Annotated in this window: 11 protein-coding genes and 1 pseudogene; 9 read left to right on the top strand and 3 right to left on the bottom strand. The window is 72.4% G+C overall.

All coding sequences use genetic code 11. From position 1 onward, the window contains the following. Positions 1 to 226: 226 nt before the first annotated feature. Positions 227 to 1,903, bottom strand: a complete 1,677-nt coding sequence (locus tag BLQ34_RS10245; RefSeq protein WP_231961028.1) for a PucR family transcriptional regulator — start codon at positions 1,901 to 1,903, stop codon at positions 227 to 229. Between the two features lie 119 nt (positions 1,904 to 2,022). On the opposite strand from BLQ34_RS10245, the gene BLQ34_RS10240 reads away from it, so the two are divergent. Genes BLQ34_RS10240 through BLQ34_RS10220 form a run of 5 tightly spaced genes read left to right on the top strand, consistent with a single transcriptional unit; the run spans position 2,023 to position 7,109 of the window. After that, positions 2,023 to 2,934, top strand: a complete 912-nt coding sequence (locus BLQ34_RS10240; protein ID WP_157692987.1) for a DUF2877 domain-containing protein — start codon at positions 2,023 to 2,025, stop codon at positions 2,932 to 2,934. Beyond that, on the top strand, positions 2,931 to 4,511 hold the full coding sequence (locus BLQ34_RS19310; protein ID WP_231961027.1) for an FdrA family protein: 1,581 nt from the start codon (positions 2,931 to 2,933) through the stop codon (positions 4,509 to 4,511). The genes BLQ34_RS10240 and BLQ34_RS19310 overlap by 4 nt, the downstream gene beginning before the upstream one ends. Then, positions 4,508 to 5,920: a YlbE family protein gene (locus BLQ34_RS19305; protein ID WP_091784882.1), complete on the top strand. Its 1,413-nt coding sequence runs from the start codon at positions 4,508 to 4,510 to the stop codon at positions 5,918 to 5,920. Before BLQ34_RS19310 ends, BLQ34_RS19305 begins: the two co-directional genes overlap by 4 nt. Positions 5,921 to 5,950: 30 nt before the next feature. Continuing rightward, entirely contained in the window at positions 5,951 to 6,835 is an 885-nt protein-coding gene (locus BLQ34_RS10225) for a bifunctional methylenetetrahydrofolate dehydrogenase/methenyltetrahydrofolate cyclohydrolase (protein WP_091784879.1), read from the top strand. Positions 6,836 to 6,839: 4 nt separating this feature from the next. Continuing rightward, on the top strand, positions 6,840 to 7,109 hold the full coding sequence (locus BLQ34_RS10220) for a DUF3017 domain-containing protein (RefSeq protein ID WP_091784876.1): 270 nt from the start codon (positions 6,840 to 6,842) through the stop codon (positions 7,107 to 7,109). 76 nt (positions 7,110 to 7,185) lie between these two features. On the opposite strand, the gene BLQ34_RS10215 is transcribed toward BLQ34_RS10220, so the two are convergent. Continuing rightward, on the bottom strand, positions 7,186 to 8,178 hold the full coding sequence (locus BLQ34_RS10215) for a malate dehydrogenase (protein WP_091784873.1): 993 nt from the start codon (positions 8,176 to 8,178) through the stop codon (positions 7,186 to 7,188). 96 nt (positions 8,179 to 8,274) lie between these two features. Here BLQ34_RS10215 and BLQ34_RS10210 point away from each other — a divergent pair. The 4 genes and pseudogenes from BLQ34_RS10210 to BLQ34_RS10195 form a co-directional block, all read left to right on the top strand. Further along, positions 8,275 to 8,712, top strand: a pseudogene (locus tag BLQ34_RS10210) (NUDIX hydrolase); the annotation flags it as partial. A 48-nt stretch (positions 8,713 to 8,760) separates the two neighbouring features. Beyond that, the gene (locus BLQ34_RS10205) at positions 8,761 to 9,288 is read left to right on the top strand and encodes a GNAT family N-acetyltransferase (protein WP_197674841.1); all 528 of its coding nucleotides are present in this window, start codon (positions 8,761 to 8,763) and stop codon (positions 9,286 to 9,288) included. Continuing rightward, positions 9,285 to 9,689, top strand: a complete 405-nt coding sequence (locus BLQ34_RS10200) for a DUF6855 family protein (protein ID WP_091784871.1) — start codon at positions 9,285 to 9,287, stop codon at positions 9,687 to 9,689. Before BLQ34_RS10205 ends, BLQ34_RS10200 begins: the two co-directional genes overlap by 4 nt. Before the next feature lie 147 nt (positions 9,690 to 9,836). Then, positions 9,837 to 11,321 carry a cryptochrome/photolyase family protein gene (locus tag BLQ34_RS10195; RefSeq protein ID WP_091784868.1) on the top strand — a complete coding sequence of 495 codons (1,485 nt, stop codon included), beginning with the start codon at positions 9,837 to 9,839 and terminating at the stop codon, positions 11,319 to 11,321. Between the two features lie 197 nt (positions 11,322 to 11,518). On the opposite strand, the gene BLQ34_RS10190 is transcribed toward BLQ34_RS10195, so the two are convergent. Beyond that, positions 11,519 to 13,732: an NADP-dependent isocitrate dehydrogenase gene (locus tag BLQ34_RS10190; RefSeq protein ID WP_091784865.1), complete on the bottom strand. Its 2,214-nt coding sequence runs from the start codon at positions 13,730 to 13,732 to the stop codon at positions 11,519 to 11,521. Positions 13,733 to 13,923 lie beyond the last annotated feature (191 nt).

Raw genomic sequence — 13,923 nt, 5'->3', positions numbered from 1 at the left:
ATGCGGAGTGGCGCGCTCGCATTCGTCGCCCGGCAGGAGTCCAATGGGCTGTGCCGCGTCCCTCCCGCCAGAGGGCGCGGCACCTTTGTGTGGGGGCGCCATACCCCTGCACGAACCTTTGCTAGCAAACGTTCGTGAGTGACGGACAGGTTGCAACCTGTCCCTCACACGGTTTCCTTTGCTAGCAAAGGTTCGTGCAGCCAGCAAAGGTTCGTGCAGCCAGCGGTCAGATGCCGCGCATCTGGTGGACCTTGAGGGCCAGGGCGAGCTTGAGCCGCAGCTGGGGGTCGGTCGTGAACGGGCCCAGCATCTTCTCGAGCTTCACGATCCGGTAGCGCAGCGTGTTGTAGTGGAAGAACAGCTGGCGCGCGGTCTCGGCGACGTTGAGGTTGGTGTCGATGAGGATCGTCAGGGTGCGACGCAGGTCGGCGTTCTCGGCGGAGTCGTCGGTGGCCAGCGGCCCCAGCGCCTCGTCGACGAATCGCCGTAGGTCGGCGCTGTCGGGGATCAGTGCGAGCAACCGGAACACCCCGAGCCCGTCGAAGTGCGTCACCGCCGAGTCGCCGTGCAGCTGCCGGCCGACGCTGACTGCCGAGAGCGCCTCGTCGTAGGCCTGGGGGAGGTCGGCCGCGGACTCGACGGGGCGGGAGACACCGGTCGAGAAGGTCCGCCGACCGCCTCCGCCGATGCCGCTGATGACCCGGACGATCTCGGTGACGCCCCGCATGATCGTCTCGGTGTCGGCTCCGTCGGGCACGGCGCAGAGTGCCACCACCTCCTGGCTGAAGCCCATCACGGGGGCGCGCGGGTCACGCACCGCCATCGCCTGCGTCCACGCCCGGGCGAACCGCTCCTGCAGGGTCTGCACCTCGGCCGGGGGACGGGTGGAGTGCGCGTCGTCCTCGTCGGTCTCGGCTACGACGACCACGAACCGCCGGTCGATGTCCCAGCCGAGGGCGGCCGCGTGGGCGACCGCCTCGCCCGGGGTGCCGGCACGCCCGGCCAGGGCGTCGCGCAGGAACTCGGCGCGGTACTTGCTCTCCACGGCGGAGACGGCCTGTTCCTTCGTGATCGCCAGGGCCGCGACCGTGGCCGCCCGCTCCAGCAGGTGCACGTCGTCGGCGGTCAGCGCGCGGTCCTCGACGAAGGCGGCGAGCAGACCGTGGTTGAGGCTGCCGGCAGCGATCCGCACCATCGCGCGCCGGGCCTCGGCGCCGCGGCTCGGGCGGATGCCGACGGGCTCGTGCTCGGTGATCAGCCGCCCGGTGCGGTCGAAGCAGTCGAGCGCCAGGGCGGCGCCCAGTGCCTGTTCCGACCCGGCCTGCGCCAGCACCCGTCCGTCGCTGCTGGTCACCATCGCCGCGCCACCGAGGAAGCCGGCCAACCGCTGGCAGAGGTCCTCCAGACCCCCACCGGCGAGCACGACGCCGACGAGGATCTGGTGGGCCTCCTCGACGCGCTCGAGGATCCCCGACTGCTGGTCGAGCACCGCCCCCAGGACCTCGGTGACGATGCGCTCGGCCCGGACGGTGTGGGACGCCAGCCCGAGGGGTAGGCCGACGTCGCTGGCGCGGGCCCGCCACCGCTCCACCTGGGCGACCGAACCCCCGGCCACGACCAGCGCGGCCGCGCCGTCGAGGGCGCTCTGCTGCAGGGGGTCCTGGCCGGCCGACTCCCACGCCTCGACGGTCTCGGCGTCGGCGCACACGAGGTGGTGTCGCGGGTCGGGGGCCGCCCCCAGCAGTGAGGCGCGCAGCACGTTGCGGACCAGCTGGTCCGGGCGGTGCACCAGCTCGGCGCCGGCCAGGGACGGGAGGGTGAGCAGGCCTTCGAGGCTCACGCCGCCCACGAGGTCGCGGCTCGGGACGGCGGCCCCGGCCGATGGCAACTCCGCGTCAACCAAGCCGTCATCCTTGGCAACATTCACCATGAGGCGACTGTAATCGCAGTCGATAGCGTCGCTGCGTCAGTCCGGCGATTCCCGACCGGCCGAGCCCACGTCCGAGGAGCGGAGGAGGTCAGGTGTCATCCCCGACGACCTCCATGACGACCTGGCCGGCCGCGGTCTCCGAACGGTCCGCCGACCTCGTCCACGGCGCGCCTCGCCCGGCCACCGTGCTGGCCGCCTTCCCGTCGGCGCTCTACCTCCAGGTCGGCGGCCACGCCGACGTGCTGCCGGTCGTGACGCGCGGGGGTCTGCGCCTGCCCACCGCGCTGACCGTCGGCACGCACCTCCCGACCGTCGGGTGGGGTGCCCAGCCGGGTGACCGGGTCGTCGTGGGTGCCGGTGCGGTGGTCCTCCCCGCCGTGTCGATCAGGGCGGTCCGCACCTGGCGACCGCGCCGCACCACGAGCCGTCTCCCGAGCGGTCCCTCGAGCCTCCTCCCGAGCGGCGCGGCGGCGCCGGACGCACCGTGGGGGGAGGTCCGGCTGCCCTGGCGGCCCACGGCCCGCGCGCTCGTCGAGACGCTGCGCGAGACCGCGCGCGGCGAGGACGCGGCATACCTGATCGACGGGCGGGTCGGCCCACTCGTCGGGGCCGGCCCCGGGCTCACGCCCAGCGGTGACGACGTGCTCTGTGGGGTGCTCCTGGGACTGCGCCTGCACGGGGCGACCGACCTCGTCGACGTGCTCTGGCGGGCGGTGCGACCGCGCCTCGGCGCCACCACCAGCCTGTCCGCCGCCCTGCTGCGCGAGGCTGCCGACGGGTATGCCGTGCAGCCGCTCGAGCAGCTCCTCGCAGCCCTGGCCCGTGGCCGGGCGGGCGAGGACGACCGGGCAACCTCCGAGGCGGTGCAGGCAGTGCTCGCCATCGGCCACACCTCCGGCGCCGACCTGCTCGGTGGCCTGGCCGGCTGCCTCGACGCCCTGGCGGGCGCTCCCCGTCGGCCCGTCCTGACCGTCCCCACCGACCCCGCGAGGAGCCTGCCGTGACCGACCACCTCGAGGTGCGCAGTGGCGCCTACTTCGACTCGGTGAGCCTGATGCAGGTCTCACGCCAGGTCGCGGGCGCCACCGGGGTGAGCGCAGCGCAGGTGGCGATGGCGACCGAGCTCAACCTCGAGGTGATCGCGGCGATGGGCTTCGCGATCCCGCAGGGGATCCAGCCCAACGAGCTCCTGGTCGCGGTCCGGGCCGACGACGAGAGCGGCGTCGCGGCAGGGCTGACCGCCCTGGAGACGGCTCTGGCCGGACTCCGGACGTCCGGGTCCGGTGGAGGCGGCTTCGGCGAGGCCCCACCACCGCGCACGCTCGGCCGGGCGGTGACCGCGGGGGAGGCCACCCTCGCGCTGGTCTCGGTGCCGGGGCAGCACGCCGCTGTCGAGGCCTTCGACGCGATCGCCCGAGGCGTGTCGGTGATGGTGTTCTCCGACAACGTGCCGGTCGAGGACGAGGTGCGCTTGAAGGACGCCGCAGCCGCCGCCGACGTCCTGGTGATGGGCCCGGACTGTGGCACCGCCGTGGTCGGGGGAGTGGCGCTCGGCTTCGCGAACGTCGTGGACCGCGGGCCGGTCGGGATCGTCGCCGCGTCGGGCACCGGAGCGCAGCAGGTGATGGCGCTGCTCGACGCCGCGGGCCTCGGGGTCAGCCACTGCCTCGGGGTCGGCGGGCGCGACCTCTCCGCGGCGGTCGGCGGGCGGTCGACCCGCCAGGCGCTCGCCGCCCTCGCGGCCGACGACGGCACCGAGGCGGTCCTCGTGGTGTCCAAGCCACCGGCGGCCGAGGTGCTGGCCGAGCTGGAGACGTATGCCGTCGGGCTGGGGAAGCCGGTGCACTGGGCGACGCTCGGTGCCGGTCGCCCGGACCTGACGGCCGCCGTGTCGTCGTTCCTCGTGGCGTCCGGCCACGAGGTGCCGTCGCCGTGGCCGCACTGGACGCCTCCCGCCAGTGACCCCCACACGCCCGCGAGTCTGAACGATCGTCCGCCCCAGGACCCGGACGATCCTTCAGAGTCGGGTGTGGGGACCCCGCAGGGCGGCTACCTGCGGGGGTTGTTCTGCGGCGGCACGCTCGCCGACGAGGCGATGCTCGTCGCCGGGCCCGCTCTGGGCGGCATCCGGTCCAACATCCCGTTGTCGCCCGACCTCGCGCTCGGCGCAGACCTGCGGGCCGACGCACACGTGGTGATCGACTTCGGTGACGACGAGCTGACCCGTGGCCGGGCCCACCCGATGATCGACCCGACCCTGCGGCTCGAGCGGATCGCCGCCGAGGCGGCCGACCCCACCTGCGGAGTACTGCTGCTCGACCTGGTCCTCGGCCACGGCGCGCACGCCGATCCGGCCCCCGAGCTGGCCGACGCCATCCACGCGGCTCGCGCCACCGCAGCCGCCGGGGGACGCCACCTGCCGGTCGTCGTCTCGCTCACCGGCACCAGTCGCGATCCGCAGGGCCTCGACGCGAGTGCCGCCCGGCTCGCGGCTGCGGGCGCCAGCGTCCACCTGTCCAACGCCGCAGCCGCGCGACACGCGGTCGAGCTGCTCGGCCACGCCGTCGGAGGCACCCGATGACCACCCCACTGCACGGGCTCCTCGAGACCGACCCGGTGGTCGCCACGGTCGGGGCGTCGATGTTCGCCGACGCGCTGCGCGACCAGGCCGTCACGGTGACCGAGGCCGACTGGCAGCCGCCCCTGGACGGCACGGCCCCCCACCTCGCCCGGGTGGCCGCTGACCCTCGACGAGGTGCAGCCAACCAGCTCGCGCTGGAGCGGATGACGGCCGCCGGTGCGGACTTCGTCGACGTCCGGCCGGCGAGCGAGGCGCTGGGGCTGGAGCGGGGGACCTTCCTGCACGCCGGACCGCCGATCGAGTGGGAGCGGGCGTCGGGTCCGCTGCGGGGGGCGCTGATCGGGGCACTGCTGTTCGAGGGGATGGCCGACAGCCCGGAGCAGGCCGAAGCCACGCTCGCCCGCGGCGACGTCGCGCTGGAACCCTGCCACCACCGCGACGCCGTCGGCCCGATGGCGGGGGTGGTGTCACCGTCGATGTGGGTCTACGAGCTGCGCGACGAGGTGCACGACCACACCTCCTGGTGCTCGCTCAACGAAGGCCTCGGCAAGGTGCTGCGCTACGGCGCCTACGGTCCCGAGGTGATCGACCGGCTGCACTGGATGAACTCCGTGCTGGGGCCGCTGCTGCAGCAGGCGATCCGGGCGGCCGGCCCGATCGACGTGAAGTCGGTGATCGCCCAGATGCTGCAGATGGGCGACGAGGGTCACAACCGCAACCGCGCCGGGTCCCTGATGTTGCTGCGCGAGCTGCTGCCGTCGCTGATCACCGCCGACGGGTCGTCGAGCGACATCGCCGAGGCGGTGCGCTTCTCCGGCGCGAACGAGCACTTCTTCCTCAACCTCGGTATGCCGGCCTGCAAGCTCTCGACGCTGGCTGCGGAAGGGATCCCGGGCTCGACCGTCGTCACCACCATGGCGCGCAACGGCACCGACTTCGGCATCCGCACGGCGGGCACCGGCGACCGGTGGTTCACCGGCCCGGCCAACACCCCGGAGGGCTTGTTCCTCGGCTCGTACGGCCCGGACGACGCGAACCCCGACATCGGCGACTCGGCCATCACCGAGACCGCGGGGATCGGTGGCTTCGCCATGGCGGCGGCCCCGGCGATCGTGAAGTTCGTCGGCGGAGACGTCCCCCTCGCCCTGCGGGCCACGCGCACGATGTACGAGATCACCATCGGTGAGCACACCGCATACCAGGTGCCGATCCTGGAGTTCCGTGGCACACCCACGGGCATCGACGTCGCCGCCGTCGCGCGGACCGGGATCCTGCCGCAGATCAACACGGGCATGGCCGGTCGGGTCGCGGGGACCGGGCAGGTGGGGGCGGGCCTGGTCAACCCACCGGCCGAGTGCTTCACCGCGGCGATCGACGCGCTCGCCGCGGCGGTGCCCCGCGACGCGTGACATCGTGCGGCCGTGGCAGGATGGGCGACCGTGACGGCACGCATCCTCGACGGCAAAGCGGTCCTCGCGACCATCAAGGACGAGCTGCGTGGGCGGGTGGACGTGCTCCGCGAGCACGGCGTCGTCCCCGGTCTGGGCACCGTGCTGGTGGGCGACGACCCGGGCAGCCAGTGGTACGTCAACGCCAAGCACAAGGACTGCGCCGAGATCGGCATCACCAGCATCCGCCGCGACCTGCCGCCCACCGCGACGCAGGCCGAGGTCGAGGCCGTCATCGACGAGCTCAATGCCGACCCCGGGTGCACCGGCTTCCTCGTGCAGCAGCCGACCGGCCTCGACGAGTTCGCGCTGCTGTCGCGGGTCGACCCGACCAAGGACGTCGACGGCCTGCACCCCACCAACCTCGGCTGGCTGGTGCTCGGCAAGGAGGCGCCGCTGCCGTGCACGCCGGCCGGCTGCATCGAGCTGCTCCGTCGCTTCGACGTGCCGATCGCGGGCGCCCGCGTCGCGCTGGTGGGTCGCGGCATCACCGTCGGCCGCCCGCTCGGCCTGATGCTCACCCGGCGCAGCGAGAACGCCACCGTCGTCCTGTGCCACACCGGCACCCGCGACCTCGCCTCGGAGGTGCGCCAGGCCGACATCGTCGTCGCAGCGGCCGGCCAGCCCGGCCTCATCACCGCCGACATGGTCAAGCCGGGTGCCGCCGTGCTCGACGTCGGCGTGAGCCGGATCGTCGCCGAGGACGGGAAGTCCAAGGTCGCGGGTGACGTCGCCGCCGACGTGGCCGAGGTGGCCGGCTGGGTCAGCCCCAACCCCGGTGGGGTCGGCCCGATGACCCGCGCCATGCTGCTGTCCAACATCGTGGCCGCCGCCGAGCGCCAGCTCCCCGGCCCCCTGCTCGCGGAAACCCGCTGACCCGGTGACCGCGCCGCGCCTGGGCTGGTGGTGGCTGGCCGCCCCGGTGCTCGTGGCCGGCATCGTCTTCTTCGTGCTCGACGACGTCCGGACGGCCGGGTTCGTCATGGCCGGTGGCCTCGGGCTGGCTGCGCTTCTGCGGCTGGTGCTCCCCACGGCGCGCAGCGGTGGCCTCGCCGTGCGGTCGCGCGGTGTCGACGTGGCCACGATGGCGCTGCTGGGACTGGCGCTGGCGTTCATCACGTCCGTGCTGGACCTCACCCCGCGCGGCTGACCTCTCCCGAGGCCCCTGGCACGCCGAAGCGGCCGCCCCCGAGGTGGGGACGGCCGCTTCGCGGTGTCTGGCTGGGTCAGCCGAGCAGGCCCAGACCGCGGACGGCCTCGCGCTCCTCCTCGAGCTCCTTGACGGACGCGTCGATGCGGGCGCGCGAGAAGTCGTTGATCTCCAAGCCCTGCACGATCTGCCAGTCGCCACCGCTCGTGGTGACCGGGAACGACGAGATGAGGCCCTCGGGCACCCCGTAGGACCCGTCGGAACGCACCGACATCGAGACCCAGTCGCCGTCGGGGGTGCCGAGCGCCCAGTCGCGGGCGTGGTCGACGGTGGCCGACGCGGCCGAGGCCGCGGAGGAGGCGCCGCGCGCGTCGATGATCGCCGCGCCGCGCTTGGCCACCGTCGGAATGTAGGTGTCGGCCAGCCAGGCCTCGTCGTTGACGAGCTCGGCGGCGTTGCGGCCACCCACCTCGGCGTGGAACAGGTCGGGGTACTGGGTGGCGGAGTGGTTGCCCCAGATCGTCATGTGGGTGATCTCGGTGACGGCGGCGCCGGTCTTGGCGGCGAGCTGGCTGATCGCACGGTTGTGGTCGAGGCGGGTCAGCGCGGAGAACCGCTCCTGCGGGATGTCGGGGGCGTTGCTCATCGCGATGAGCGCGTTGGTGTTGGCCGGGTTGCCGGTCACGGTGACGCGGATGTCGTCGGCGGCCACCTTGTTGAGAGCCTTGCCCTGTGGCGCGAAGATCCCGCCGTTCGCCTCGAGGAGGTCACCACGCTCCATACCGGGGCCGCGCGGGCGCGCGCCGACGAGGAGGGCGTGGTTCACGCCGTCGAACACCTTCTCGGCGTCGTCGCCGATCTCGACCTTGGCCAGCGTCGGGAACGCGCAGTCGTCGAGCTCCATGACGACACCCTCGAGCGCCTTGAGGGCGGGGGTGATCTCGAGGAGCCGCAGCTCGACGGGGGTGTCCGGGCCGAAGAGCGAACCGCTCGCGATCCGGAAGAGGAGGCTGTAGCCGATCTGGCCGGCGGCGCCGGTGACGGCGACCTTGACGGGGGTAGTGCTCACGATGGGCCCTTCGGGGTGGACTGGCGGAGGGAGGTCCTGCGGCACCGACGCTAGCAGGGCTGCGGGGTCCCGAGACCGGGTGGTTAGGGTCGGGGCATGCCGACGCCCGACTTCGTCCTGGCCCTGCGCGACCGGCTGGGTCACGACCTGCTGTGGCTGCCGGGAGTGACCGCCGTGGTGCGCGACGACGAGGGTCGGGTGCTGCTCGGGCGGCGGTCGGACAACGGCCGGTGGGGACTGGTCAGCGGCATCCTCGAGCCCGGCGAGCAGCCGGCCGCGGGCATGCTCCGCGAGATCGAGGAGGAGACCGGCGTCATCGCTCGGATCGAGGCCATGGCCGGGGTCTGGGCGCAGCCGGAGGTGACCTACCCCAACGGCGACCGGGCGCAGTACCTCGACCTCTGCTTCCTGGCCAGGCACGTGTCGGGCCGGGCCCGGGTCAACGACGACGAGTCGACCGAGGTCGGGTGGTTCGCCCTCGACGCCCTCCCCGACGACCTCGCCGAGAACTCCCGGCGCAAGCTGGCGTCGGCCCTCACCTTCGACGGGCGGACCCGCTGGCTCGACGACGGGTATGCCGCCGTGCCCCACACCGGCCCGGCAGCCCTCGCGGTGCTGGAGCCGGGTGGGGTGGTGCTGCGACGGGCCGTGGCCGCCGACGTCGGCCCGATCGTGCGCCTGATCGCCGACGACCAGCTCGGGGCGACCCGCGAGGACCCGGGTGACCTCGCGGCATACCTGCGCGCCTTTGCCGCGATCGACGCCGACCCCGCACAGCTCCTGGCGGTGCTCGACGACGACGGCACGGTGGTCGGGACGATGCAGCTGACCGTCATCCCCGGGTTGTCGCGCAGTGGTGCGACGCGCTGCCAGGTCGAGGCGGTGCGGGTGGCGGCCAGCCACCGCGGCCAACGGCTGGGCGAGCAGATGGTCCGGTGGGCGGTGGACGAGTCGGTGCGGCGCGGTTGCGCGTTGGTCCAGCTCACGACCGACAAGAGCCGCGCCGACGCGCACCGGTTCTACGAGCGTCTGGGGTTCACGGCGTCGCACGAGGGGTTCAAGATGGCCCTGGACGTGGGGACCCACCGACCGGACGAGGAGCACCGATGAGCGGCACCGGCACGCAGGACGACCCTTGGACCCTGAAGACACCACCGGGTAGCGGCGACTACACGATGTGGCGCGACGACACCGCCGTCCCGCCACAGCTGGTCTGCCAGGTGGGGTCGACCAGGCTGCTCTACGACGCGCGCGTCATCGACGACCTCGCCGCGTGGTTGCGCGAGCAGGGCGACTGGGTGCCGCTGGGCAGCGCAGACGAGCAGAAGCCGGCCAAGGACGGGACCGTCGAGGCGTGGGGTCGCTCGGACACCAACCCGGTCGGCGGGTGGTACGGCCTGCGCAAGGGCTACCGCGGCCGGGTCGGGATGTACCTGCCGCCGCTGCTGGAGGAGCTGGGGCTGGCCGAGGTCGAGCACAACCCGCGCAACAACCGGATGCGCGCGGTCTGACCTCCCGTCAGGCGGTCGGCCGCAGCCCCTGCACCGGGATGGTGCGCGACGTCGTCTTCGCGTCGTCGCCGAACCCGGGGGCGCTCGCGCCGAGCACCGAGCCGTCGTCCTGTGGCCCGATGGTCATTCCGCGGTGAGGATGGGGTGATGACGCGACGGTGGCTGTTCGCCGACCAGCTGGGCCCGCACTTCGGGTTCGGCCAGGACGGCGTGCTGCTCGTCGAGAGCCGGGCGGCTCTCGGCCGCCGCCGCTACCACCGGCAGAAGCTGCACCTGGTCCTCTCCGCGTTGCGCCACCGCGCTGCCGAGCTCGGCGACGCGGCCACCTACCTCCGGACCGACGGGTATGCCGCGGCGTTGGCCGAGCTCGGCGAGCCGGTCCGCGTCTACGAGCCGACCTCGCGCAGCGCGATGACGTTCGTCGAGCGGCTCGCCGCCCGGGGACTGGTCGAGTCGATCGACCCGACGCCGGGCTTTTCCTTGCCCCGCAACGAGTTCGAGGAGTGGACGAACGGACGCCGCCGGCTGCGGATGGAGGACTTCTACCGGTTCCAGCGCGAGCGGCTGCACCTGCTCCTCGAGCCGGACGGCTCGCCGGTCGGAGGCAAGTGGTCGTTCGACGCCGACAACCGCGAGCCCCCGCCCAAGGGGGCCGAGACGCTCGACGTGCCCGCGCCATACCGGCCTCGCGAGAGTGACATCGACGCCGAGGTGAGAGAAGACCTCGACCGCTGGGAGCACGACGGGGTGCTCCAGACCGTCGGTCGCGACGGGCCGCGGCTCTTCCCGGTGACCCGGCGCGAGGCGCTCGCGGCACTGGACCGGTTCGTCACGACGCGGCTCGGCGCGTTTGGCCCGCACGAGGACGCCATGCTGCGCGGGGACTGGGCGATGGCGCACAGCCTGCTCTCGGTGCCGATGAACCTCGGGCTCCTCGACCCGGTCGAGGTCGCCGACCGTGCGGTGCAGGCCCATGCCGACGGCGATGCGCCGCTCGCGTCGGTCGAGGGCTTCGTGCGCCAGGTGGTGGGCTGGCGCGAGTACGTCTGGCAGCTCTACTGGCACTTCGGCCCCACCTACCGGCGACGCAACTCGATGTCGGCCCACGCAGCTCTCCCGTCCTGGTTCGACGACCTCGACGCCGACGAGGTGGAGGCGGCGTGCCTGCACGACGTCCTGGGCGGGGTGCGCGACCGCGGCTGGGTGCACCACATCCCGCGACTGATGGTGCTGGGGGGCTGGGCCGCGGAGCGGGGGTACGACCCGGACGCCCTGACCGAGTGGTTCCAGACGCGGTTCGTCGACGGCTACGACTGGGTCATGCCGGCCAACGTCGTCGGGATGAGCCAGCACGCGGACGGTGGCGCGATGGCGACCAAGCCGTACGCGTCCGGCGGCGCCTACATCGACCGGATGTCGGACTACTGCGGCGGCTGTCGCTACGACCCCAAGGTGCGGGTCGGCGAGGACGCCTGTCCGTTCACGGCCGGCTACTGGGCCTACCTCGACCGCAACGCCGACCGGCTCGAGGGCAACCACCGGATGGCCCGGCCGCTCCAGCAGCGGCACCGGCTGCGTGACCTCGCCGACGCGGTCGCCCAGGAACACGACCGAGGGGACGCCGCGCCCTAGGCGTCGCCATCTCATGCAAAAGGCGAGTTAGCGACGCGTTCGGCTGTCGCTAGCTCATGCAAAAGGCGAGTTAGCGACGCGTTCGGCTGTCGCTAGCTCATGCAAAAGGCGAGTTAGCGACGCGTTCGGCTGTCGCTAACTCGCCTTTTGCATGAGATACCGACGCGGAGCGGGTATGGCGCCGGGCCGGGTTCGCGTCAGCGCAGGCTGGCGAGCGCCTCGTTGAAGGTCTTCGAGGGGCGCATCACGGCGGCGGTCTTCTGCTCGTCGGGGCGGTAGTAGCCCCCGATGTCGGCCGGGTGTCCCTGCACCGCGAGCAGCTCCTCGCTGATCGTCGACTCCTGCTCCGCGAGGGTCTGCGCCACGGCGCGGAACGACTCGGCCAGCTCGGCGTCCTCGCTCTGCGTCGCGAGCTCGTGCGCCCAGAACTGCGCCAGGTAGAAGTGGCTGCCGCGGTTGTCGATCTGGCCGACCTTGCGGGCCGGGCCCTTGTTCTCGTTGAGCAGTCGCTCGGTGGCGCGGTCGAGGGTGTCGGCGAGGACCTCGGCGCGGGCGTTGTCGGTGGTGGTTGCCATGTGGCGCAGGCTCTCTGCGAGGGCGAGGAACTCGCCCAGGCTGTCCCAGCGCAGGTAGTCCTCCTGGACCAGCTGCTGCACGTGCTTGGGCGCTGAGCCGCCGGCTCCGGTCTCGAACAGCCCGCCGCCGTTCATCAGCGGCACGACCGACAGCATCTTGGCGCTGGTGCCGAGCTCGAGGATCGGGAAGAGGTCGGTGTTGTAGTCGCGCAGCACGTTGCCGGTGACAGAGATGGTGTCCTCACCCTTGCGGATCCGCTCGACCGAGAACGTCGCCGCGTCCACCGGGGCCATGATTCGCAGGTCGAGGCCGTCGGTGTCGTGCTCGGGGAGGTAGGCGTTCACCTTGGCGATGAGGTTGCGGTCGTGGGCGCGCGACTCGTCGAGCCAGAAGACCGCGGGGGTCTGCGAGGCGCGGGCGCGGGTGACGGCGAGCTTGACCCAGTCGCGGATCGGGGCGTCCTTGGTCTGGCAGGCGCGCCAGATGTCGCCGGGCTGCACCTCGTGCGACATCAGCACGTCGCCGGCCGCGTTGACGACCTGGACGGTGCCGGCCTCGGCGATCTCGAAGGTCTTGTCGTGGCTGCCGTACTCCTCGGCCTTCTGGGCCATCAGCCCGACGTTCGGCACCGAGCCCATGGTGGTGGGGTCGTAGGCGCCGTGGGCCCGGCAGTCGTCGATGACCGCCTGGTAGACGCCGGCGTAGGAGCTGTCGGGGATGACGGCGAGGGTGTCGGCCTCGGCGCCGTCGGGTCCCCACATGTGACCCGACGTGCGGATCATGGCCGGCATCGAGGCGTCGACGATGACGTCGCTCGGGACGTGCAGGTTGGTGATCCCCTTGTCGGAGTTGACCATCGCGAGGGCGGGGCCGTCGGCCAGGCCCTGCTCGATGGCCGCCTTGATCTCGGCGCCCTTGTCGCCGAGGGCGCCCAGCCCGTCGAGGATCGAGCCGAGGCCGTTGTTGGCGGACAGTCCCGCGGCGGCGAGGTCGGCGCCATACGCCGCGAACACGTCGGGGAGGAAGGCCCGGACGACGTGTCCGAAGATGATCGGGTCGGACACCTTCATCATGGTCGCCTTGAGGTGCACCGAGAACAGCACGCCATCGGCCTTGGCCCGGGCGATCTGCTCGGTGAGGAACGCGTCGAGCGCGGCGGCGCGCATGACGGTGGAGTCGACGACCTCGCCCTCGAGCACCTTCAGGCCGTCCTTGAGGACGGTGGTCCCCGTGTCGGTGACCAGCTGGATGGTGAGGGTGTCGGCGGACGGGATGACCACGGACTGCTCGTTGGACCGGAAGTCGTCCTGGCCCATGGTCGCCACGTTGGTCCTGGAGTCGGGGCTCCAGGCGCCCATCGAGTGCGGGTGCTTGCGGGCGTAGTTCTTCACGGCGGCGGGCGCGCGCCGGTCGGAGTTGCCCTCGCGCAGCACGGGGTTCACGGCGCTGCCCTTGACACTGTCGTAGCGGGCGCGGGCGTCGCGCTGCTCGTCGGTGTTCGCCTCGTCGGGGTAGTCGGGGAGGGCGTAGCCCTGAGACTGCAGCTCGCTGATCGCCGCCTTCAGCTGCGGCACGGAGGCGGAGATGTTGGGGAGCTTGATGATGTTGGCTTCCGGCGTGGTGGCCAGCGCGCCGAGCTCGGCGAGGGCGTCGCCGATCCGCTGGTCCTCGGGGAGCACGTCGTCGAACGCCGCGATGATCCGACCGGACAGCGAGATGTCGCGGGTCTCCACGTCGACCCCGGCGGTGCCGGCGAACGCCTCGATCACCGGGAGGAAGGAGTAGGTCGCCAGCATGGGCGCCTCGTCGGTCAGGGTGTAGATGATCTTGGCCATGGAGGCGACTCTCCTGAGGTGGGGTCCGGGCGGTCTGGCGGTGCTGCACGAAGCGGTCGGAGGACGCTGTTCAGGCTATCGGCCCGCGGTGCGGCCGTCCCGTGCGTGCACCACAGTATCTTGATATCAAGATATCTGCGCAACCGAGGCTCCCCACGACGCGAGGGGCACCCACACCGGTCTGCGGTGTG

The organism is Pedococcus dokdonensis, from assembly GCF_900104525.1.
Taxonomy (GTDB): domain Bacteria; phylum Actinomycetota; class Actinomycetes; order Actinomycetales; family Dermatophilaceae; genus Pedococcus; species Pedococcus dokdonensis.
This window is presented reverse-complemented; position numbering and strand designations above follow the sequence as displayed.

What these genes read in the sequence shown, in the direction of transcription:
- BLQ34_RS10190 (WP_091784865.1), bottom strand. Translation starts at nt 13,732, where the DNA reads ATGGCCAAGATCATCTACACCCTGACCGACGAGGCGCCCATGCTGGCG.
- BLQ34_RS19305 (WP_091784882.1), top strand. Translation starts at nt 4,508, where the DNA reads ATGACCACCCCACTGCACGGGCTCCTCGAGACCGACCCGGTGGTCGCC.
- BLQ34_RS10195 (WP_091784868.1), top strand. Translation starts at nt 9,837, where the DNA reads ATGACGCGACGGTGGCTGTTCGCCGACCAGCTGGGCCCGCACTTCGGG.
- BLQ34_RS10200 (WP_091784871.1), top strand. Translation starts at nt 9,285, where the DNA reads ATGAGCGGCACCGGCACGCAGGACGACCCTTGGACCCTGAAGACACCA.